General features: G+C 53.1%; 19 protein-coding genes. 9 read left to right on the forward strand and 10 right to left on the reverse strand.

What is annotated here, in order from left to right:
- Positions 1-9 precede the first annotated feature (9 nt).
- Genes EI42_RS19290 through EI42_RS19300 form a run of 3 tightly spaced genes read left to right on the forward strand, consistent with a single transcriptional unit; the run spans position 10 to position 4,844 of the window.
- Positions 10-3,120, forward strand: coding sequence for an FtsX-like permease family protein (locus EI42_RS19290; RefSeq protein WP_111324270.1), 3,111 nt, complete (start codon positions 10-12; stop codon positions 3,118-3,120).
- Positions 3,121-3,136: 16 nt separating this feature from the next.
- Positions 3,137-4,096, forward strand: coding sequence for an ABC transporter ATP-binding protein (locus EI42_RS19295; RefSeq protein ID WP_111324271.1), 960 nt, complete (start codon positions 3,137-3,139; stop codon positions 4,094-4,096).
- A gap of 4 nt (positions 4,097-4,100) precedes the next feature.
- Positions 4,101-4,844 carry an ABC transporter ATP-binding protein gene (locus tag EI42_RS19300; RefSeq protein ID WP_111324272.1) on the forward strand — a complete coding sequence of 248 codons (744 nt, stop codon included), beginning with the start codon at positions 4,101-4,103 and terminating at the stop codon, positions 4,842-4,844.
- A 47-nt stretch (positions 4,845-4,891) separates the two neighbouring features.
- Here the strand turns inward: EI42_RS19300 and EI42_RS19305 are convergent, their stop codons facing one another.
- Together EI42_RS19305 and EI42_RS19310 are read right to left on the reverse strand one after the other, a co-directional pair.
- Positions 4,892-5,407, reverse strand: coding sequence for a hypothetical protein (locus tag EI42_RS19305; protein WP_111324273.1), 516 nt, complete (start codon positions 5,405-5,407; stop codon positions 4,892-4,894).
- 195 nt (positions 5,408-5,602) lie between these two features.
- The gene (locus tag EI42_RS19310) at positions 5,603-6,334 is read right to left on the reverse strand and encodes an MBL fold metallo-hydrolase (RefSeq protein ID WP_111324274.1); all 732 of its coding nucleotides are present in this window, start codon (positions 6,332-6,334) and stop codon (positions 5,603-5,605) included.
- Positions 6,335-6,514: 180 nt separating this feature from the next.
- On the opposite strand from EI42_RS19310, the gene EI42_RS19315 reads away from it, so the two are divergent.
- From EI42_RS19315 to EI42_RS19325, 3 genes are all read left to right on the forward strand, one after another.
- Positions 6,515-6,973 (forward strand): GNAT family N-acetyltransferase, encoded by a 459-nt coding sequence (locus EI42_RS19315; RefSeq protein ID WP_211326259.1) that lies wholly within the window; start codon positions 6,515-6,517, stop codon positions 6,971-6,973.
- Positions 6,974-7,171: 198 nt separating this feature from the next.
- Entirely contained in the window at positions 7,172-7,687 is a 516-nt protein-coding gene (locus EI42_RS19320) for a GNAT family N-acetyltransferase (RefSeq protein WP_170142755.1), read from the forward strand.
- Between the two features lie 60 nt (positions 7,688-7,747).
- On the forward strand, positions 7,748-8,971 hold the full coding sequence (locus EI42_RS19325) for a TrmH family RNA methyltransferase (RefSeq protein ID WP_111324276.1): 1,224 nt from the start codon (positions 7,748-7,750) through the stop codon (positions 8,969-8,971).
- Positions 8,972-9,184: 213 nt separating this feature from the next.
- Here the strand turns inward: EI42_RS19325 and EI42_RS19330 are convergent, their stop codons facing one another.
- The 6 genes from EI42_RS19330 to rnc all read right to left on the reverse strand — a co-directional run bounded on the left by EI42_RS19330 (position 9,185) and on the right by rnc (position 16,106).
- Complete coding sequence (locus EI42_RS19330) at positions 9,185-10,201, reverse strand: SRPBCC family protein (protein ID WP_111324277.1); 1,017 nt, start codon at positions 10,199-10,201, stop codon at positions 9,185-9,187.
- Between the two features lie 503 nt (positions 10,202-10,704).
- On the reverse strand, positions 10,705-12,117 hold the full coding sequence (locus tag EI42_RS19335; protein ID WP_246046350.1) for a DEAD/DEAH box helicase: 1,413 nt from the start codon (positions 12,115-12,117) through the stop codon (positions 10,705-10,707).
- A 185-nt stretch (positions 12,118-12,302) separates the two neighbouring features.
- On the reverse strand, positions 12,303-13,256 hold the full coding sequence (gene meaB, locus EI42_RS19340) for a methylmalonyl Co-A mutase-associated GTPase MeaB (RefSeq protein ID WP_111324278.1): 954 nt from the start codon (positions 13,254-13,256) through the stop codon (positions 12,303-12,305).
- An 8-nt stretch (positions 13,257-13,264) separates the two neighbouring features.
- On the reverse strand, positions 13,265-13,684 hold the full coding sequence (locus EI42_RS19345; RefSeq protein WP_111324279.1) for a cobalamin B12-binding domain-containing protein: 420 nt from the start codon (positions 13,682-13,684) through the stop codon (positions 13,265-13,267).
- Positions 13,684-15,378, reverse strand: coding sequence for an HsdM family class I SAM-dependent methyltransferase (locus tag EI42_RS19350; RefSeq protein WP_111324280.1), 1,695 nt, complete (start codon positions 15,376-15,378; stop codon positions 13,684-13,686). The genes EI42_RS19345 and EI42_RS19350 overlap by 1 nt, the downstream gene beginning before the upstream one ends.
- 17 nt (positions 15,379-15,395) lie before the next feature.
- Complete coding sequence (gene rnc / locus EI42_RS19355; RefSeq protein WP_111324281.1) at positions 15,396-16,106, reverse strand: ribonuclease III; 711 nt, start codon at positions 16,104-16,106, stop codon at positions 15,396-15,398.
- A 303-nt stretch (positions 16,107-16,409) separates the two neighbouring features.
- Between rnc and EI42_RS19360 the strand changes: the two genes are divergently transcribed.
- The 3 genes from EI42_RS19360 to EI42_RS19370 all read left to right on the forward strand — a co-directional run bounded on the left by EI42_RS19360 (position 16,410) and on the right by EI42_RS19370 (position 20,711).
- The gene (locus tag EI42_RS19360) at positions 16,410-18,278 is read left to right on the forward strand and encodes a copper resistance CopC/CopD family protein (RefSeq protein WP_111324282.1); all 1,869 of its coding nucleotides are present in this window, start codon (positions 16,410-16,412) and stop codon (positions 18,276-18,278) included.
- 33 nt (positions 18,279-18,311) lie between these two features.
- Complete coding sequence (locus EI42_RS19365; protein ID WP_111324283.1) at positions 18,312-19,403, forward strand: WD40/YVTN/BNR-like repeat-containing protein; 1,092 nt, start codon at positions 18,312-18,314, stop codon at positions 19,401-19,403.
- Between the two features lie 84 nt (positions 19,404-19,487).
- Positions 19,488-20,711 carry a YncE family protein gene (locus EI42_RS19370; RefSeq protein WP_111324284.1) on the forward strand — a complete coding sequence of 408 codons (1,224 nt, stop codon included), beginning with the start codon at positions 19,488-19,490 and terminating at the stop codon, positions 20,709-20,711.
- 103 nt (positions 20,712-20,814) lie between these two features.
- Here the strand turns inward: EI42_RS19370 and EI42_RS19375 are convergent, their stop codons facing one another.
- Both EI42_RS19375 and EI42_RS19380 read right to left on the reverse strand, forming a co-directional pair.
- Positions 20,815-21,117: a hypothetical protein gene (locus tag EI42_RS19375; protein ID WP_111324285.1), complete on the reverse strand. Its 303-nt coding sequence runs from the start codon at positions 21,115-21,117 to the stop codon at positions 20,815-20,817.
- 30 nt (positions 21,118-21,147) lie between these two features.
- A complete protein-coding gene (locus tag EI42_RS19380) occupies positions 21,148-21,600 on the reverse strand; it encodes a hypothetical protein (protein WP_111324286.1) in 453 nt (150 codons plus the stop codon).
- Positions 21,601-21,613: the final 13 nt, after the last annotated feature.

Below are 21,613 nucleotides of genomic sequence, written 5' to 3' on the forward strand. Positions count from 1 at the left end.
GGACATCGTATGGCAAAGATGAAGAAACAGCCTGTCATCAAAGATACTATGCCCTCTATTCTGACGCTGGTTCGCTGGCGCTGGAAGCAGAGCCTCTTTCTATTGCTGGTAGCCGGGCTCGGTATACTGGGCTCAACGATTCTGATGAGTATGGTGCCCCTGTTCTCTGCTGTCACAGCAACCGCAGGACTGCGCAGCACCCTGGCAACCACATCACAGAATAGAGAGCTAACCTTTGATTCCCGGCTTCATGGCCTCTCTACCAGTAATTTCGCCGCGCTACAACAGCGTTTTCACGAATTACTGCAAAAGCCACTCGGCCCCTATCTTTCTAAAGAGGAAGAGCATAGCTTTCTGGTCCCACTACTGACCATCGAACGGCCCACACCCCGCAAACAAGGGGATCAAATGAATATTTTTAGCTCACCTGCCAAACAACTGACAACGCATGTGACGATGATCGGGGGCCGGCTCCCTGACGATACCAGCGAGCACATTGAAGTGATGGTTACTCAGGAGAGCGCCAAACAGTTGCATCTCAAGATTGGAGATACCATTGAGCTACAGCTTTCTATGCTGACCAGTGCACAGAGTCGCACGTCAACCACGCGACCGCTGACGATGCGGCTTGTGGGCATCTTCGAGCCTGCTCACAAGGAGGATCGTTTCTGGCACAGTGTGGCCCTGCAACCCACGCCTGCGAGCGACTGGACCTACTATACGGCTGTTGCAGGTGAATATGGGCTGCTAAACACGTTTGAACAGCTTGCGCGAGAAGCCGGGCAGCGCACCATGCTGCAAACCTCCGAGATCGAATATCATCACACCTATTATCTCAATCCCGACGCCTTTACACCTGCCACCATTCCTGATTTCAATAATCGGGCTCAGACAGTACAGCGCACGCTGCGTGAAGCCTTTCCCACCTTTATAGACAGTCAGAAGCTGCCACCACCACCCTATGTGAGCAAGCTGCAACTGACGGGAAGCCTGATCCCGACCGGAGAAGCAGATACCATCCTTGATCAGTTTCAGACCCAGATCGCAATTGCCCGCACCCCAGTCCTTCTTTTGTCACTGCAAATTGTGGCCCTCATTCTGATTTTTATCAGCATGATAGGGCAACTATTGGTTGAGCAACAAACAGAAGCAATCGCCGTTCTTCGCAGCCGGGGAGCCAGCGCCCAACAAATCTTTGGCTCACTGGCAACCCAGGGTATCGTTCTCTATGTGCCCGCGCTGCTGCTCGGCCTTCCCCTCTCGTTGTCCTTAACCATTATCCTGACACAAACCCTGTTGCCTGCACAGTATCAGAGCTCCCTGAGCGTCATTACCACGCGCCCCTTTGAGGCACTACTTGAAGCCAGCCCGTACGCGCTTATCGGTGCAGCACTGGCACTGCTTTCAATGATGCTCACGCTGCGGCAGGCGAGCCGTATGGATGTGTTGAGTGTACGCCATGAGACGGCCCGGGCGACACAGAAACCGTTCTGGCTTCGCTTCAATCTGGATATCATCGCAGCTATAATCTCGCTCTTTGGCTACGGCATCTCTCTCTATGTGAGCGGAACACGCAACCTGCTGAACATCCAGGTTGAGACGCTACTTGCGGGCCCACTCTCGCTGATTGCGCCGATCTTTCTGCTGATCGCCTGCGTTCTGATCTTCCTGCGCGTGTTCCCATTTCTGCTCCGGCTTGGCGCTTCTCTGGCACGACAAGGACGAAGCGCAGCCCCGATGCTGGCGTTGGCGCAGCTCTCACGTGCCCCCGGTCAGCCACTTCGCATGACCCTGTTACTCTCTCTGGCGACGGCCTTTGCAATTTTCACCCTCGTTTTTTCCGCTACCAACATTCAGCATATATATGATTTGGCCAGCTATCAGGCTGAGGCAGATATCAGCGGAGAGATCAAGCCAGTCGCTCAGGATATAGAGCAGATGAAACACACGCTTGAGGCGAAAACCCGCGAATATAGTGCGCTTCCCGGCATTGCTGCGGCCTCGGTTGGCTACCAATCGAATGGAGCAACCGCAGGCTTCAATAATAATGTCTCCTTCCTGCTGAAGGCTGTCGATCCGAAAACGTTTGCCCGAGTCGCGTTCTGGCCGCCGCAGGCATCACGCCAACCGCTTCCTGAGCTATTACATATCATTGAGCAACCGGCCAGCAGTCCTATCCCGGCTCTCATTGATCGCGTCATGGCGGACTCGCTTAACCTCTCACCGGGCTCAACCTTCACTGCGCTTGTCGATGATCTCAACCTGACACTGAAGGTTGCCGCTATCGTCGAGCATATCCCCCCCGCTATTGACGCCCTCGCAAACATCAACAATGGTATTCAGCGCTCAACGGGCGCAATTCTGCTTTCCTATGAGAATCTTTCCCGCGTCTATGCTGACACAACCATGCACCAGAAGCAGGAAGCGTTGCAGCAAAAGAACGAGGAGCGAAAGCAGAAAGGACAAGCGCCAATCGATCCATCAACGCTTGCGGTTCCCCCGCTGCCAGTCAACTATGTCTGGTTCAAGACAAACGATCTGCCAGAGGCACAACAGCAATTTCAGCAAGCGCTGGCAGCATCGAGCCATAACCTGCTGAATATGAAGAGCCGAGACGATCTGCTTCACGCGATAAACACCGACCCGCTTACCCTGAACCTGTTCGGAGTGCTGATAGCCGGGGCTTTTACCACGCTCCTGCTGGCGTTGCTTGGGAGCCTGCTCACTACCTGGCTGAGCGCACGCAAACGCCTGGTCAACTTCGCCGTAATGCGGGCCCTGGGAACCTCACCCAAACAGATAGCCAGCGTGCTGACCTGGGAACAGGCGATTATCTATACCGCTTCGGTGCTGCTCGGGCTTGCCTTTGGTGTCCTGCTTGCCTTTACAGTGGCTCCGGTCCTGACTGCAAGCACGATGCCAACCACAATGATAGGGCACTTCTCAGAAAATGAGCTCTTCGCGATACAGCATCTTTTGCCACCACAGATCGTGTTCCCGAATACGCTTCCGCTGGTGCTTATCGTTCTGGCACTGCTCTGCCTTGTGGCACTACTCGTGATGACACGTCTCGTCTCGAAGCCTTCGTTGCATGCCACGCTCCGTATCAATGAAGACTGAGAAAAAAGGAGTTTATATGACTGAACCTATTGTGCTCTGTGAGAATCTGGTCAAAATCTATAAAGTGGCTGATCTGGAGGTAGTGGCCTTGCAAGGGCTTGATCTGGAAGTCCTGCCCGGAGAAATGCTCTCTATTGTCGGTGCATCTGGCTCAGGGAAGAGCACCCTGCTGAATATACTCAGTGGTCTGGATGTGCCCAGTGCGGGCCGCTGCGTGGTTGATGGAAACGATCTAACGCGCCTGACCCCGACCCAGCGCATTCACTATCGGCGTCATATTGTCGGTCAGGTCTGGCAGCAGAGCGGGCGGAACCTGCTTCCCGAATTAACCGCCGAAGCAAACGTCGAGCTCCCTCAGATGCTCAGTGGCGTTGGGCGCTCTCAACGGCTGCGCCGCGCGCATGAACTGCTCGATATGGTTGGCCTCGGCGATAAATACCAGAAGAAGCCGGTCCAGCTTTCAGGCGGCGAGCAGCAGCGCTGTGCGATTGCTGTCGCTCTGGCAAATGCTCCCCGTGTGCTTTTCGCTGATGAACCAACAGGTGAGCTCGACTCGGTGACAGCCAGCGAGATCTATAAACTGCTGCGCTCCCTGAACGAGCAATTAGGTCTGACCATCATCACCGTAACCCATGATGCGGCACTGGCCGCCAACGTTGACCGCACCATAGCCATTCGCGATGGTCGTACCAGTACCGAAACGGTGCGACGCGAGAGTGAGCTTGAGGAGCTGCATGAGCATATGCAGGAGGCAAGCGCCATTATCGGCCTTTCAGCAAAAACGCATCGCGAGTCGATCTTGATTGACCGGGCCGGACGCCTGCAACTGCCAAAAGAAGCGCTTGAACGGCTCCCCTTCAATGGACGGGCTGAGGTGCGTATTACTGAAGACCATGTAGAGCTCTGGCCGCTGCTGCCAGAGACGAACGGCAATAGCAAGCATGGAGTAGCTACAAGCAGAGAAAACGAGGAGTGAACCCATGACCGCAGAAACCGCCAGGGCTCTTGTTGAAGCCCATGCCATCACCCGGGATTATCCTTCGGGGGGCGGCATTGTACATGCCCTGCGAGGCATCGATCTGATTATTCAAGCCGGGGAATTTGTGGCACTACGAGGCCGCTCCGGCTCGGGCAAAACCACGCTGATTAATATTCTCATCGGCATCGATAACCCGACGACCGGCGACGTGTTTGTGCTCGGACACCATCTCAAAGAGTTGAACGAGAACGAACGCGCTCGCTTGCGCCGAGAGAGCATCGGCATTATGTTTCAAAACGCTCATCTGTTCCCGGCATTGACCGCGCTGGAAAACGTCGAGCTGCCATTGCGTCTTGCACGGACCCCGGGCAAAGAGCGCATCCGCCTTGCCCGCGAAGCGCTGGAACATGTCGGGCTTGGCAAACGCTGGAACCATCGCGGGCTTGAACTCTCCGGGGGAGAACAACAACGTGTCGCCCTTGCCCGCGCCCTGGTGCATAAGCCACGCTTTATCGTCGCCGACGAACCAACGGGGAATCTGGACTCGCTGACCGGACGCGATATTGCACAGCTCTTGCGCGATATCTCTCACACGGAAAAAATTGGCATGCTGATCGCCACGCATGATCCCATTATCTATAACAGCGCGGATCGTGTCCTTCAGATTAATGATGGTCTGATTGCTGAGCACCAAAATAAGACTACGGGCGACCCGCAACAGAGCCGATTTCAGATGCGAACGTAGTGTCAGACAAACAAGAGAGGTGGACCGCTTCTGGCCCACCTCAGTTTCTATCCTTTGCGTGAGGATGAGAGCGGCGTATCATCACTGCCATACGCTCGAAACGATTGCACAGCCTCAACAATGCTCCCGCTCAACGCGAGCGCGATGCCCAGACCATACCCCCACAGGCCAAAAATAGGAGCGCCATGCACAGGAAGTGCCTGGTGCGCATTATCCACGTCTTTATAGAGAGCAGCAAAAGCAACCACACACAGTCCAATACCGATAAATGGCAGAATGACAGAGCGTCCCGTTTTCTTGCTCCTCTGGCGCAACAACTGCACAACCGCAAGCACAAATAAAATGACAGCAATTCCGACTTCGAGCGAAGAGACCAGCACAACCGTCATTGCGGTTGGACTCTGCGGCAATCCGACCTGCGAGCTTCGTTGGATCAGCTCCGCGAAGGAGGTAAGCATCTGTAGATTTGCAATGATACTTCCAGTAGGAAGAACAAAGACGATGATTGATACAAGACTACCTAACAGGAGAAGACCATTCCCGAGAAACTTTTGTATGCTCATACATATTACCGCCTTTTTCAGATACTTTTTTATAAGAAGAATGCATGCACTTTAGAAGAATACTTCTTCATTATGCCATGCGCTGCCGAAACAGACAAGCGCATATCGGAGCTTCCACAGGAAGACGGCGGAAGCAGACATACATGCTGAGCATGAGAAGAGAAAGGCAGTAATGAACAGGACTATGGTCATACTTCAGATGAAGAACGTCAGGAGATCTCGTCCGATACTGATCGTTCCAGCGTAGCCACGGGCCCGCGCCTCTCGCTGCAATGCCGTTGCATCCAGCTCTCGATACAGGTGCGAGCAAAGGATATGCTTCGCCTGAGAACGCGCCGCCAACTCAACAATCTGCTCATCCGAGAGATGCCCGGAGTCAATCACCGCAAGGTCAACGCCCTGTAAAAAGGTAATCTCCTGCTGATGAAAGTGCGAGTCACCGGTAAAGGCGTACTGTTTCCCATTCCAACGAAAGCGCAAACCATGATTGCCAGAAGGCGGCAAACTGAGAAACTCAAAGGGATATGGCCCAATCGTAAATGCTCCCTCTTCAAGCTCATGCACCAGAACACGATAGCCCTTTGTCTGAAAACTGGAAGGACTGAACAGGCTTCGCATGCCATCAAGCCAGTGCTGCAAGCCCGCCGGTCCATAGATATGCAAATCATCTTTCCGAGGATGAGCAGGTGACCATGAGCCTGCATGCAAGAAGGGGATCAGGTCTGACACATGATCCGGGTGAAAATGAGAAATCACAATATGGTGCAATTGATTGTGCGGTATCCCCACTTCAAGTAGACGCTGTACGATTCCATGACCACAATCAAAGAGGATAGGGAAACCATCCAGTTCCAGCAGAATGCTTGAGGCACGGCGTTCAAATTCAATCTGACAGGTTCCGGTTCCTAACAGGGTTAAACGGCTCATACCAGTTTCCTCATCTTTTTTCAGAGATACCAGCAGTGTACGTTGCCCCCTTTTCCCTGTCAATATGCTTTAAGGCTTGGTCCGGCTTCCCAGGCTTATTCCGCAAACCTATTGACGAGACTGCCTTCTCAGGATAAAAATAGAGAGAGAACAATGCAGACAGTTAAGGAGAGGACTCCATTGACAGAACCCGTCGTTCAGCCTTTTACAGAGCAGGATACTGAATGGAAAACACGTTTCTTTCATGAGCACTGGGGCGGCACCCTGATGATCTCACGGGGAGTGACTCATCACCTTGATACCCATCCCGGCTTTATCGCGCTGCTTGAGGGTAATCGTGCCGGTTTACTCACCTATCATATTCAGAATCAGGAGTGCGAGATTACCTGTCTTGAGAGTCTGAAGGAAGGGCGAGGCATCGGCACTGCCCTGATCGAGGCTGCCAAAGCAGCGGCACGCGATGCCGATTGCACACGCCTCTGGCTGATCACCAGCAACGACAACGTTGATGCGCTTCGCTTCTATCAGAAGCGCGGCTTTACACTTGTCGCCGTCCATCGTGATGCCCATCACCGAAGCGCGCAAGCTCAAGCCACAGATCCCCCTCACTGGCAACTACGGTATTCCTATACGCGATGAGATCGAGCTGGAGTGCCCGCTTTCAGGAGCTCGTTAAAAACACTTTTTTCTGCTTTATACAACAATATATCGGTTTTGTTCGATATCCTTTTCAAGAAAGGAAAAGGCCGAGTACAATAAAGGAGAAGCATTCCAGGCAGATGCTCGCTGATGCGCACCCCCCTGGATACTATTCCATCGGTCTGGAGAGGAGACACAATGCTTTTCCTGACAGAGCCAAGCATGCAGTACAAGGATCAATACATTGCGGCCATTCGCGAGTTTCAAAAAGAAGGGCGGCATCTGTATAACAGCATCCAGACGTTAAACAACAACTTTGCGGGCTTCCTCCAGAAGCTTGAGGCGCAGCGGAATATTCGCCCTTATCCTCCCGATCAGGTTCCTTCTACTGATCTCTGGCTCATTGACGACAACGAATTCATTGGCAGACTCTCCATTCGCCCGGTCCTGAACGACTTCTATCTGAAGCTAGGTGGCCATATCGGCTATGAAATCCGCCCATCCAAACGCTGCCAGGGCTATGGCAAAGAGATTCTCCGCCTGGGCCTGCAAGAAGCGAAGAAATTAGGGCTTGCCCGTGTGCTCATCACCTGCGACGTCAATAATATCGGGTCGAAAAAGGTGATTGAAGCCAACGGTGGTCAATTTGAAAATATCGTCTCTGTTGAAGGCTCAATGATTCCCAAACTCCGGTACTGGATTGATCTTGGTTGACACTCTCGCTATAGTATAGGGGTCCTTTATATTGTACTGTCGAGATGAGAGCAAGAGAGAATGAAAGCAACCAGCCTTCAGATCACATCTATCAAAGACCCGAAAGTTGTTGAAGCCCGTGAGCTGCATTCGGCCTCGGGACGCCAGCGGCACCAGAAATGCCTGCTCGAAGGCAGCGACGCGATTCGCTGGGCGCTGGAAGCCCATTTTCCCCTGGAACATGTCTTTTTCAGTCCGGAACATGAACGACACGAGCTTCAGAACCAGCTCACACAGGCCCGGATTCCCTGCTATACAACGTCCGATGGTGTGCTGAAGAAGATCAGCGAGACCACCTACCTGATCCCCTATCTGGCGGTCGCCCGGATTCCCGCCGAGCCGACTTCCACAATGGGTGATTTTATTCTGGTGCTGGATCGCGTGGTCGACCATGGCAACATTGGAACCATCATCCGTACCGCCAGCGCCTTCGGCATCCGCGATATTGTTTCGACCACACCAGACCTCGATTTGTTCTATAAGAAAATCATCGATGCCTCTCGTGGACGCGTCTTCGAGACCCATGTAAAGCGCTATCGGAGCGATACTGAGACCGTTGCTGATCTCAAACGCCGGGGCTATCAGATTATTGCGACCAGTCCGCATGCACGCGAGTTGCAGGCAATGGCTCCTCTGCAAGCCAAACCTATTGCACTGATTGTCGGCAACGAAACCGAGGGCATTTCCCGGGAAATCGAACAACAGGCCGATATTCTTATCCAGATCCCGATGAGCGGGCAGGTAGAGTCGCTGAATGTCGGAGTAGCAACCGGAATCAGCCTCTACGAACTGAAATTCAGGATGGTGTTGACAATGCTGATTCACTATATTCGTTCAAATATCGGGCGTGAAGTCAATGTGACCGGACGTATTATTCAGCAGGCCTTTGACGCCTATATTCGCCGTTTCTCAGATCTTACCGGCCAGCAAGCTATTCTGCTCATGATGCTTGTTTGCGACCAAAAACTGTCACACGCGGAGATCACCCGCGAGACCGGAGCCTTCGGCGATGAACTGACCACGCTCCTCACCCCCCTGATCGAGCAAGGGTACGCCCGCTATACCAGCGACAAGCAGGATGAGATCGCGCCAACCGAGACGGCACAGCGTACGCTTGCCCAGTTGTGGGCAGTGATCGAACGCGCCGAGCAGGCCATTCTTGACGGTTTCTCCGAGCCGGAAAAGCAACAATTCAATGATTACCTGAAACGTATTCAGGAGAACTGTCAGCGGTTACTCTCCTAAAAGTCGCTTCTGCGACCTCTTGTCCGCAGCAAAGTGCACACGTGTATAATAGCACTCCTGCTTTCACTCATTTCGCCGTTCATTGAACGGCATTTCGGGCAGATTGGTGTTGATAGCGTCATCGGTCGGGGCTCAACCTTCTGGTTCCAGCTTCCCCTTCAAGAAGTCCAAAAAAGGAGGCTGTTCCACTGTTGGAACAGCCTCCAATCCTGTTTAGCGAGCCTCCTGTGACATTCCTTCCTCGCCACTTCCCAGAAAACAGACATCACTCGGCCCGCGAATAGAGAGCCACCAGGGTGATTCAACAGCGAGTTCTTCAACAGAGGGCTGTGCAGGATCGCGCTCCTTCTTCGGCAGACGCGCCATCATGGGATCTTGTTGCGAGAGCGCATAACGTGGTCGCAGCGCGTCTCGATCACCAAGCGCCACTCGATCCATTGCTGCGCTGCGCCCTCCCAGTGTACTGTATACAGGATGTGGCGCGTACGATTCCAGCGGCTCGCTGGCCAGCGTGGCTGTGATCTGCTCCTGGCGCCGACGCGCCTCCGCCAGTTGCGCTTGCAGCGCTTCCCAGGCCCGCTGCTTCTCTTCAAGCTGACGACGCAGAAACTCCTGCTGCTGTTGCGCGGCGCGCTCTTTCTCCTGCCTCTCCTGCTCGATCTGCTGCAAGCGTTTCTCCAACGCCTCTGGTGTCATCATAGGATCGTGTGCCATTGCCTCCCGTTGCCGATGGGTAATCACTCCCCGAGAAAAGGCGCTTTCTTCATGGAAGAGATAATGTGATGACATCGGGTCAAGAGCTCCCGGAGGAGCCTCTTCAACCATACGAGCAAAATTGCTGAGGTCCGTCTGCAAAACGCTCTCGAAGTAGGAATTGACCCCCAGCGCCTCGCCGAGCTTTCCTAGAGGGCCGGTCGGCGGCTCATATGAGATATAGACAGCGACTTCCGTGCGATTCGTCCCCATGGGGCGGAATTTCACCTTCCCAGAATTGCGTAGCCCTCGCGTTGAGCGCCACCCGACCTGTCGATTGGGTATCCAGTCTTCATTTACAGCATCCCATTCATGCGTTGTTACCACCTGCACTACCCAATGGCTACGCTGCTCATCATAGTAGGTGACTTCCTTGACAAAACGCATAAATTTCGGAAAATCATTAAAATGAGTAAAGAGCTGATATACCTGCTCTACAGGAGCTTTTACAACAACCGAGGCGGAATGTTCTACCATAGTTTCCCCCCTTTGTGTGGCAACAACTTCTTAGACCGGGGTTCCCTGATATACACATCACACGATGAAAAGACACACTACGTTGCACAAAATCGAGAATACACCGTTGAGGGGGAGAGCTTCACTGCTCTTAACCATTTCTGCTCGCTGTTGCGTCTTCGCAAGCAATCACCCATCGCATAGCGACACATTTTAGTATACCATATTACCTAATTTTCCTCCATCCTTCGCACAATATTATACCTTCACCACTATTTAAACTCTTCCATTAAGAGATTATCAGAAATCTGTTACCCTTCTTTCTTTTTTTTATACGGATCAGAAACATAGTAATATTATAAAAGACGCTTTACAGGATTGATACGTTCTATCAACAGGGAATGCAAAAACGAAGAGGAACACACAGAAATTTGTCTTTTGGATGAAGTTCTGATTATGTATGAAAATCAGAACTCATAGAAACGCAGGCATTTCCCTGTTTAGCGAAAGTGTGTGAGAACCGTCTAGCGTCTGCGGCGGGCTATCTCTTCCTCGGTCGTATTGGTTGTCACCAGTTCATAGAGCAGCGCGACATCCTCTTTCGGACGCAACACCCGGCCTAAGCGCTGGATATATTCGCGCTTTGTGCTATTGCCGCTGACAATAATCGCGACTCGACAATCAGGCACATCAACACCCTCATTCAAGACGCGGCCCGTCACCAACTTGCTATAGCGGCCGGAGCGAAAGCACTCAAGAATCAGACGGCGCTCCTCAGCCGGAGTCTTATATGTAATACTGGGGATGCAAAAACGACGACTGACCTCATCCACCACATAGTTATATTCCGAGAAGAGAATCACCTGATCTTGCACATGCTGTTGCAGGATGCGCTCGATCTCGTCATACTTCGCGGGTGCGTTCAGAGCGATATTTCGCGCCTCACGCCAGGCAAGCATGGCTTCACGTGCCTCCTTATCTCGGGCACTCATATAGATGATCTTCTGCTGAAAATCCTCGGGGCTGCGAATCACGATCCGCCGTCTTCGCAAAAAGGAGGTATAGATCTTGCGCTGTGCAGCATAACGCTCGGCATCCTCTTCAGAAAGCGCCACATCTACCTTGATTTCACGGAACTGAGCAAGATAGCGCTCTTCCATAAGCTGATCAGGCGAACGACGATAGACCTCCGGCCCAATGAGCTCCACCAGATCAGCATGCGCCATATCACTGCGCTCTGGCGTTGCGCTCAGCCCGAGGCGTAGCGGCGTAAACGCGCTCTCTGCGATCAGACGGTAGGTCGGGGCAGGCAGATGATGACATTCATCAAAAACCAGCAGACCAAAATGGCGAAGCTCCCGAGGATACAGGGCCGCCGAATCATAAGTCATGATCGTAATCGGCTTGATCTCTTTTTCGCCGCCACCAAAAACGCCGATGTCACCAGCAGGCACATTTAATGCAGCACTCAGCGCGGCTCGCCACTGCTGAAGCAGGTCAATAGTTGGCACAACAGCCAGTGTCCATAGCCCCGTCTCGTGAATCGCCAGCGCTGCCAGAAAGGTTTTACCGGCACCGGTTGGCAACACCACAACGCCCATATTGCCTGTTGCCAGCCAGGCATCAAGCGCCTCCTGCTGATAAGGACGGGGCTTCATCATCAGTTCCGTTTTGAAGGGTAAGGCTGGCATCTCCTCAAAAGCAACTTGAAACGGTACCTGCCGGGCAGCTAACGCCTCCTTGAGGTACCGCAGATAGTAAGGCTTCGTCCGGAGAAACGGCTGTCGTCTGTCGCGCTCAACCTCGGCACGAATCAACGCAGGCAGAGCCTCGCCGAATAAATGATCAAGCAGCGCTTCCTGTGGCAGCGTCTGCAACTCAGGGGGAACCATCAGCGTCAAATCACGTCCCCGCAACTCCAGAGAAATAGCGTTCATGCTTTTTTCCATCCTTCCCGACAAACGACACATGCTTCTTTTCTCTCCAGCCTGCACCGATCCAGAAATATGTCGGCTCTCTTTTTTTACCCGGATTCATCCAAAAAGAGAACCGCCGGACGTTCCGGCGGCTCTCCAACACTGAAAGGTTTCAGCCATCCCGATAGTTCTATATCGACGCGCATTCAGGATTGCTGAAGGCCTATTCGCGCTTCCAGTTCGCGCGCGACGCTATAGGGGTCACGCTCGCGCCTGATAATCTTATCGATCAGACTACTCCATTCATCCTCGCTCACGGCTTCCGTGAGTGCGTGAGAGACAGCCTGCAAAATCAGCGCCCGAAGCTCGCTCTGCACCTGTCGCTGCTCTCTCGTCTCCATCATGCCGCTTTCGTGCAGGAACGTCCGATGCTCCTGAAGTCGATCGGCCAACTCATCAAGGCCGCTCTCTTTCAGGGCTGACGTTTTCACGATGGGAATACGCCAGCTTGACTTCTTGCGATTTGGATCGAGGCTGAGCAGCATCGCAAGCTCCGCTACCGTTTGTTGAGCGCCGGGTTTATCCATCTTGCTGACTGCAAAGATATCAGCGATCTCAAGAATGCCGGCCTTAATTGCCTGGATGTCATCACCCATTCCGGGAGCGACTACCACCACGACACTCTGTGCCGTGCGCATAACCTCAACTTCCGCCTGACCGGTTCCGACCGTCTCGATAATGATGGGATCATAGCCCGCCGCGTCCATTGCTCGGACCACATCGCGGGTTGAGGCGGAGAGCCCACCCAGGCTCCCCCGGCTCGCCATACTGCGAATAAACACATTTGGGTCGCCAGATAGTTCCAGCATGCGGATACGATCACCCAGAATGGCACCACCGCTAAAGGGGCTGGTCGGATCAACAGCCACAACAGCAACCTTCTTCTCTCGCTTGCGCAATTCGCGAACAAGGCGCGAAACAAGCGTGCTCTTCCCGGCCCCCGGAGAGCCTGTAATACCGATGATATGCGCCTTCCCGGCATGCTGATGGAGCTGTGCCAGATAACGAGTGGCAACCGGGGCTTCACTTTCAATCAGGGTTACCATGCGCGCCAGTGCGCGTCTATCACCGTTGAGTAAGCGTTCTACGATGTTTTGCAATGTGACACCTATACCTCGGTCGCGAGTCGCTCAGGCTGAACATTTTCTTTCACAAACTGAATAATTGTCTCGGTCGATGTGCCCGGGCCAAAACAGCCCTTGATGCCCATTTCCTTGATCGCAGGAATATCCTCATCCGGCAAAATACCGCCAGCGGCGACCAGCACATCATCAACGCCATTCTCGCGAAGCAATTCCATGACACGCGGGAACAGCGCCATATGAGCGCCGGATAGAATGCTCATCAAAATGGCGTCTACGTCCTCCTGAATGGCAGCCTCAACAATCATTTCAGGAGTTTGCCGTATGCCTGTATAAATGACCTCCATCCCTGCATCACGCAGGGCGCGAGCGATCACTTTTGCACCTCTGTCATGTCCATCCAGACCTGGTTTCGCTACCAGAACTCGTATTGGGCGTTCTCCCATTAAGAGACTCCTTTGTCTGCTATCAAGTTCTGTACTTGAGGCAGGAATATATAATGTGTTTGTTTGCCATGAAGCGTTGCATCATAGAGCCTGTAAATTGCCTGTTCCAGCTCTTCATACAATGCCTCTTCTTTTAATTCTACTACGGCGCCTATCGCTCCGCAAGCAGTCTGCATTTCTCTGGCTAGCTGTATGATATGGTCCCGCTCTTCTCCAGCATTCCAGGGAATTGGCAACGAACGTAACACATGCTGCTCCAGTTGCGGCTGCACCCACTTATACGCGCTATGCATCACATAGATATAGTTTCGCAACAGCCGCGAGTTGAGCAGGGCCAGCAGGTAATACAGATCATCGAGCCCATCAGGGCTGCTCTCCGGCTGCTTCAATTGCACACAATAGAGCGTCTGAAGAACGACATGACCTTGCAGATCGAGGGTTGCCTGTAAGCTACCTGTACTTTTGACAACCAGTAACTTGGGGGCAAGATAGCGCTCAAGTGGCTTACTGATAGCATGACGGGGAAGCCAGCGGGCCGCCTGAAGCGGCGCGTAGGGACGAACATCAACCCCACCACGCAAAACCGGGTAATATTCGCCCTCTTCAGGACACGCGGCTAGCAAGCGTTCATTGCCCTTGCTCAACTCCTCGCCACGCCGGATCGAAACCAGCTCGCCCAGGAGTACCAGAGGCGCATGAGAGCGCTTGCGAGGAGTACAGGTAATCGAGTGAAGACGTTCTATCATCGTGTTTCGGGAGACATCCAGCAGATAGCGAAACTCAGCCCCTGGCTGACGAACAAGGGTCGCCTGACTGACTGAGCCATGCAGCATCTCGCGTCGAGAAAAAAGGCATTCTGCCAGCTCATCACGCTCCACATCGATCGACGTGTGCTGCTCCTGCAACAACGTCATTGTTTTGTGCCAGGAAGATCGTCGCCAGGCAATCTGATGGTGTGCCGCGGGGGGGCATTTCTGCGCAACCAGCACGACAGCCCCAACAAACGCGCTAAAGACTCCCGCAAGGTGCCAGATATGATGGATCGTTGTCTCTTGTAGCAACTGCTGACGGTGAAGCGCGGCATTGGCTCGAGCGAGCAACGCATCCGGCACCACAAGCCCAATCCAGCCGCCAGGCCGGACAATTCGCAATCCCAGCTCCAGAAAGAGCAAATAACTATCAAGCTGTCCTTTTCGATGGGTCGCACGATAGCCACTGAGATCGGTATTCTTGGCCGCAAGATAAGGAGGGTTCGCCAGAAAGAGATCAACGTTCTGTGTGTCCTCCCAGGGAAAGGCTAACGCATCCGCCTGATGAATATGCCAGCGAAAGGAAGGGCGCACATTGGCTTCCTCTAGCGTTCGCGCAAGCTGCATCTCAGCCAGAAAACAGGAGACAGGATCGACATCAAAGCCCCAGATATTACGGCGGAGCAGTGCCCGGATCCTTCGCTCAGAAAACCCCTGCTTTTGTCCATACAGAAGCAATCGGCGGGCAGCTCCGGCCAAAAAGTTCCCTCCGCCACAGGCTGGATCAAGCACTCGTAACCGCGAGAGATCCTGTTCGGCACTGTAGCCACAGACATCTAATATCTGCTCGACCAGGAAAGGCGGAGTAGAAAAATGTCCCCAACGCTTGCGCTCGGTGGATGACAGGGAGATCTCATACCAGTTCTGGAAGTCTTTTTCTATCATCTATTCTGTGCTACTTATTATCCATTTTTCCTTCTTAATGCCTCCAGCGCTTCCTTTGCAGCCAGCTTTCCAGCCTCTTTAATGCTGGAGGCCCTCCCCATCCCCAGGAGATGCTCTTGTTCATAGACGCCAACCAGAAAGACGCGATCATTGTTGCGTCCACTCTGTTCCAGGACACGATAGCGCGGCAGGTTGCCAGTTCGCTGTAAAATGACCTTCTGTAATTTTCCTTTTGGGTTGATATCGGCTTCCTGACTGACCTGTTCCACCACAGGCAGAATAACCCGAGCAATAAAATCACGCGCCACTTCTGGTCCCTGATCAATATGGATCGCGCCCACAATTGCTTCTAACACATCAGCACAGAGCGAGTCTCGTGAGCGCTCATTGAACGTGCGCAGGTTCGCCAGATCGATACGAATAAAAGGAAACAATCCTAGCTTCTGCCCGATACGGGCAAAGACCCGCCGACTGACAACCTCCGACTTGAGCGCGGTCATCTCACCCTCTGTTGCATTGGGGTAGGTGCGATAGATATGTTCAACAACGTGAGCGCCAATAATGGCGTCACCCAGAAATTCTAGCGTATCATATGAATCATGTACTGCTGTTTCTACACAACAGGAATGATGTGTGATCGCCCGTTGTAAGAGTGTGCGATCATGAAACTGCACCTGTAGCAGTTCTTCCAGCGCGATGAGATCAGCTACTTTTTCATTATCTCTCATGATACATCATTATATATCAGCATCAACACGAGGGTCTATCCGCTTTGCCTTCTTTCCTTCTTGCTGTACCGACACAACATCAGGACGCTTCTACGATCCCGTTCCCTCTCCAACGCATATACATGCCCATAAATATACTTCATTATACGACGACACCTCTCCGTTTGTCGTCATACAGAATGCACAAGTGAGACTTTCTTGACCTCGCAGAATGCTGTACAATCCGTTTAAACGAAAGGTAACGTATACCCGGGGAAGTGGTTCACACTCCCCTGAATAGTATAGAAGGTTCGCCGAAATAACATGGATAGAATCGCTACACATCCGCGCCTCCTGCTCGGGATCTTTTTGCTGCTCGGTCTGCTCATGATCCCCGGCACAGTCAGTGCACATCCTCTGACAACGCAGCTCCTGCGCTCAGAACCGACATCAGCAGCGCTGCTCTCGGCTGCTCCATCGCAGGTCAGACTCTGGTTCAATACCGCACTACAGCCCGGACAGAGCGTTGTTGCCGTCGTCGATGCCCATCAGAAGCGAGTCGATCGAGGTATATCGCTGGTTTCTCCATCAAACCCTGACGAACTGACAGCCCGGCTACAAACCCCCCTTCCTCCCGGAAACTATTTCGTGGTCTGGCGTGTCTTTTCAGCAACCAATGGGCAGATTCTGAGCGGAACCTACTCGTTCAGCGTGACAGAACCAAACGGTGTTGTCCCCGCATCGACTGCGGCACCACACCTCACCTTTCAGGGCGAGCGCCTGCTGATAAATGGGGCCGCAACCAGTCCGCTTCTGCCGTCTCTGCTTGCCGCTATCATGGTATGTGTTTTGCTGGCAACGCTCTTCTTCTGGTTTGGAGCCCAATGCTGGCATCTCTGGCTTACCTTTGCTTCTGGACAGCCTGACGGCTATGCTGACACTCAGACAAAAGCGCTCAACCGCTTTGAACAGCACTTTTCCTTTCCGACGCTGACCCTTTTCCTGCTTGCATCTGCCGGGACGCTGGTCGCGCAATCCCTGCAAATCCAGGGACAGAACTGGGCACAGGCGCTCTCGCTCACAAACATCATCGCTCTGCTTGGCGGCTCATACGGGCTGCTCTGGCTGGCCCGTATCATCATCGCCGTCCTGGCAATCATGCACTCCCTGGTGATGACATCGCTGAAATCACCCTCAACCCGTCTCCTGCATATCTCGACCTGGATCAATTTTGTGCTCGGGCTGGCTCTGCTGGCAACTGTCATCCTGACCGGTCCCGCTGCTGCGAACGAGGCAAACATCCGAACCTATGCCTTGATCGCTGAAGGGGCAACCCTGCTGGGGGCGGCACTCTGGATCGGGGGTCTGCTCTATCTGGTTGGCGTCTTCCTGCCCCAACTGCGAGGCGCTACAGAACAGGTCTCCCTGCTTCTGGCAACGCTGCGGCGCTTCGCGCTGTTTGAGCTTTACGGTTTCCTGCTCCTCATCCTGGGCACGGTGTTTCGGCTCCTTCTTGAAGGGGTGGGCTCCTGGACCTCTCTCTATGGGCTGAGCCAGATAATCGGTGGAGTCTCGCTTCTTGTATTGCTTGCTCTGACGCTTTTCCTGACGCGTATCCTCATACCGCGTGTCACACAGCTCCGTCAGAGTGAGTCAAAAACCGCTCAGGAAACATCGAAACGACAAGAGCCAGAAGAATCTCAATTTACAGGTAAACTGAACTTCTTCTATAGAAAACTGCTTCGGGGCTTGCACTGGCAACCATTACCCGCTATAGTGATACTCGTATGTATGGGGTTCATGTTTGTCTTTGCGGAACCAGTGCAAACGACAGCACAGCAGCAGACATCACAGACCGTGTCGAACCGGCCATTCTCGGCAACCCTGGAAACGACCGACCGGATAGTGACCGTCCAGCTTGCAATCGCCCCCAATCGTTCCGGACCAAATACATTTACAGTGCGTCTTACTGATCGATCAGGAAAACCAATTACCAACGCGCAGGTTTCGTTGCGTACTACCATGCCCGATATGGTAATGGTGACCAGCCCGATTGAGTTCCAGCATGTTGCTTCGGGAGAATACAAAGCCGAAGACGTGCTTGCAATGAGCGGGCGCTGGCAATTCCAGGTCTTGATTCGTCTGCCAGATTCATCACTGCATGAAGCACGTGTCGAAGAAGTCGTTCCATAAGGTAATCAGAAGAAGGATGAAAGCCGAATCGCGATGAGAACAAAGACAAGAACAGCAACCGGGAAACAGCTTCCCTTTCCAGCAGCATTCTTACTCTTGTCCCTTGTCTGTCTGTTAAGTGCCTGTAACGGTTACAATGCTCAGTCTTCTGTCCCACCGCAGGAACGCGTGAATGTTTTTGGTACCAACGCCAACCATCCACACTCGCTCCTGGTCTTTCCCGGCAAAGTCATTCTGCTCGCTACCCATTACGGCCTCTTCCGTTCAGAGGATGATGGCGCGACGTGGCGCGTGGTTGCCGCCGGACCAGGACAGATAATGGATGGCTTAATGACCTATTCGATGGTCAGTAGTCCGCTCGATTCACAGCGCATCTATGTGCTCTCACAGCCCACAGATAAAGCCTCGAAAGGCACTCCTGGCCTATATATGAGTACAGACCAGGGGGCTACATGGCACATGAGCATTGCGGCTGAGAGCATTACAGCGAACAATATTTTCCTCGTCGCAGCGGGCAACAGCTCAGCAGACGAGGTCTATATCTACCTCAACAACCTCGGGAATCTTGGCCTGAAGGTCAGTACTGATGGCGGCCAGAGCTTTACACAGACGGCTCCGCTGCCCTTCCCGATGATTACCAGCCTGCTCGCCGTTCCTGGCCTTCCCGGTACCCTACTGGCAGGGGGCCCAAATGGGTTGGCGCGTAGCACCGATGGAGCCGCTCATTGGCAGAAGATCCCGGGTATCAGCGGGAGCATTTACGAATTGACCGCAACAGGGCCGGGAAGCCCGATTTATGCCAGCGGGGATAGTGGTATCTTTGTCTCAAAGGATGGGGGAAAGACCTTCTCCCTTGTATTCAGCAAATATACCCTCAATTCTCTTACCGCCGCCCCGGGTAATCCGCGCATTCTCTACGGGCGAACTGGCACCGCGATCTTTCGCAGCCGCGACGAGGGTCACACCTGGGACAAGCTCCCGGCATTAAAAGGCAACTACTTCAACCTGACAGCCGACCCTGCCAATCCCGAGCAGGTCTATCTTTCCGAATCCTATCCCACCGCTGTTTTTCACTTCGATCATGTGAGCAACAGCTGGAAATCATTAACGCCAAAACCCGAATAAAAGGGAATAGATAGATCCAACATGTCAACACCAGACATGCAAAAGCCAGAACTCAACCGAGGTCGGGGATATAAAGGACTGAACATGCATAGAAAAAGAATACTCAGTATTGTTGCGGTACTCGCGCTCACCGCGCTCCTCCTCCTGCCCGGCTCGCTACCTGCCTTCGCGGATGGTGGCGCGCCTAATCTGGCCTATGTGGCCGGGACTGCCCGAGGAATCAGCGTGATTGATGTAGCGCAACAACGGGTTACAAAAACGATTAATATGCCCGGCAACCCGCATACGATTCTGCTCAGCAAAGATGCCAGCCTTCTCTATGTCACGCAGCCAGAAGTTGACCGCATCTCAGTCATCGGGGCAAAAGAGGGGAAGACGATTTGCACCACTGATATTCCGGGTCAGCCCTCTCACCTCGTCATTGATCCCTCAACCGGTCTGATTTATACAGGCGGCAAGGGTGCTTCTGGCGTGCGTGAAGTCGATCCAAAAACGTGTACGGTACAGCGCACATTTGAGACCAATGGTCCTGTGTATGGCATGGCAATTGCTCGCACATCATCATCACTGACCCACTCGGCCAACCAGCTCTGGATCTCCACGGACCGGGAACTTGAGATCTTTGATACGAGCAAAGGGTCACAGCTTGGCCCTGTGCCAATCGCCGGAAACCCGCAGTATATTTCAATTCCACCCGGCTCCACAGCCTATGTGACCACCCGAGCAGGAAGCATTGTAGCGGTCGATATCAGTACGCATAAGGTGGTGCAGGTGATCGCCGGGGGTAAGTATGGCTCGATGGATTACGACGAGACAACCGGGGAAATCTATGTGCCCGAGCAGGAAAAGAACCGTCTACTGGTGCTGGCTCCGGTCATTCCCGGCTTTGAAATGCCACGCGAGCCAAACCGGGTGATTAACATTGGCGTGCAGCCTCAATCAGTCGCCATTACCAGTGATGGCCTGCTTGGTTTTGTGGCGCTTGAGGGAGGCAATGTGGCAATGCTCGACGTCCCGGGGCGGACGATCACCAATACGATCTTTGTGGGAGGGCAGCCGAATTTTATTATCACCGGGCTTTATCCGCCATTGGTCGGCGCACCAGCACAGCAGGAACCCATCTGGGGAACGCTTGTCAGTATCACATCGTATGTACTGATCGCCGCGCTAATTATTGTTCCAGTGCTGCTCTTCCTGCGCCGACGTCGCATGCATTATCGTCTCCCCGATATCGAGTTCACGCCTTCCACAGTTACCAAACATCAGTACACCACGCCATCAGAAACCAACGCATCCGCCGAGGAGTAACAAAAGTGGGATGGCTGTTAACAAGCCATCCCACTTACAGCCAAACAGCTTGCAGGAAAGTACTGCAAGCTGCTCCGCTCTACAGAGACATATCAAAATAAAGCTACTTATTCGGTTCTTCACATTGCGAGGGCGAAGACACAACAACAGGAAATTGCTCGATTTTCACTCTTTTTAAAAGAGGGTCCACCGTAGGCACAAGGAGGCAGGCCTGATAACGAGGCTCTTCCTCCTGTTGAGTAACAACAGGCTTCTGCACTTCGCTACTGACCCGGGTTGCCAGGGCACGCGTTAAAGCCTGCGTCCCTCCTCCGACAATCACGACCAGTAGTACCAGTGCAAGAGCTCGAATCTGCCACGCTGTAACATGTCGCAATCCTTCGCGCAACGTCTTACGATTCCGCATAGCACTAGAAATTCCCTCTATACGTCCAGGTTAATTCATCCACTCCTTTGGGGGCAACTTGACTCCTGCATCCTTCTTCATGTCACGACCATCCTGCACGATTCGTTTCGGCAGCTCGGTCAAATTCACACGATTCCAGAACGCAGCGGGGAACAGACCGATCCCAAAGGCCAGAGCAGCACCGATGTCGATGCGATCCACAGGTAAACCGGGAGGGAGGTGGAACGGAACCGATGTAATAACCCCCACTCGCACCAGCAAAGCCACAACAAAGACGAGAGCTTCTAGAACGCACACGGCATAATAAGAACCGACTTCTGCTTTTCTTCTCTTGCGATAGATAATCGCCAGCAGCACATTTAAACAGAATAAAAATGCACTGATCCAGAGCGCAACCGTCACAACGGTCATCTGTCGCGAGCTAATTGCGGCTATCACAGTTCCATTTTGTAATGATTCAGCATGCAAAAGCAGTTGAAGCAACCGTTACCTCCAC

Origin of the sequence: Thermosporothrix hazakensis (assembly GCF_003253565.1) — a bacterium.
Classification (GTDB): Bacteria; Chloroflexota; Ktedonobacteria; order Ktedonobacterales; family Ktedonobacteraceae; genus Thermosporothrix; species Thermosporothrix hazakensis.

Excerpts from the sequence above, each read along its gene's own strand:
- EI42_RS19290 (WP_111324270.1), top strand. The coding sequence starts at position 10 with ATGGCAAAGATGAAGAAACAGCCTGTCATCAAAGATACTATGCCCTCT.
- EI42_RS19295 (WP_111324271.1), top strand. The coding sequence starts at position 3,137 with ATGACTGAACCTATTGTGCTCTGTGAGAATCTGGTCAAAATCTATAAA.
- EI42_RS19300 (WP_111324272.1), top strand. The coding sequence starts at position 4,101 with ATGACCGCAGAAACCGCCAGGGCTCTTGTTGAAGCCCATGCCATCACC.
- EI42_RS19305 (WP_111324273.1), bottom strand. The coding sequence starts at position 5,407 with ATGAGCATACAAAAGTTTCTCGGGAATGGTCTTCTCCTGTTAGGTAGT.
- EI42_RS19310 (WP_111324274.1), bottom strand. The coding sequence starts at position 6,334 with ATGAGCCGTTTAACCCTGTTAGGAACCGGAACCTGTCAGATTGAATTT.
- EI42_RS19320 (WP_170142755.1), top strand. The coding sequence starts at position 7,172 with ATGCTTTTCCTGACAGAGCCAAGCATGCAGTACAAGGATCAATACATT.
- EI42_RS19325 (WP_111324276.1), top strand. The coding sequence starts at position 7,748 with ATGAAAGCAACCAGCCTTCAGATCACATCTATCAAAGACCCGAAAGTT.
- EI42_RS19330 (WP_111324277.1), bottom strand. The coding sequence starts at position 10,201 with ATGGTAGAACATTCCGCCTCGGTTGTTGTAAAAGCTCCTGTAGAGCAG.
- EI42_RS19335 (WP_246046350.1), bottom strand. The coding sequence starts at position 12,117 with ATGAACGCTATTTCTCTGGAGTTGCGGGGACGTGATTTGACGCTGATG.
- EI42_RS19345 (WP_111324279.1), bottom strand. The coding sequence starts at position 13,684 with ATGGGAGAACGCCCAATACGAGTTCTGGTAGCGAAACCAGGTCTGGAT.
- EI42_RS19350 (WP_111324280.1), bottom strand. The coding sequence starts at position 15,378 with ATGATAGAAAAAGACTTCCAGAACTGGTATGAGATCTCCCTGTCATCC.
- rnc (WP_111324281.1), bottom strand. The coding sequence starts at position 16,106 with ATGAGAGATAATGAAAAAGTAGCTGATCTCATCGCGCTGGAAGAACTG.
- EI42_RS19360 (WP_111324282.1), top strand. The coding sequence starts at position 16,410 with ATGGATAGAATCGCTACACATCCGCGCCTCCTGCTCGGGATCTTTTTG.
- EI42_RS19365 (WP_111324283.1), top strand. The coding sequence starts at position 18,312 with ATGAGAACAAAGACAAGAACAGCAACCGGGAAACAGCTTCCCTTTCCA.
- EI42_RS19370 (WP_111324284.1), top strand. The coding sequence starts at position 19,488 with ATGCATAGAAAAAGAATACTCAGTATTGTTGCGGTACTCGCGCTCACC.
- EI42_RS19375 (WP_111324285.1), bottom strand. The coding sequence starts at position 21,117 with ATGCGGAATCGTAAGACGTTGCGCGAAGGATTGCGACATGTTACAGCG.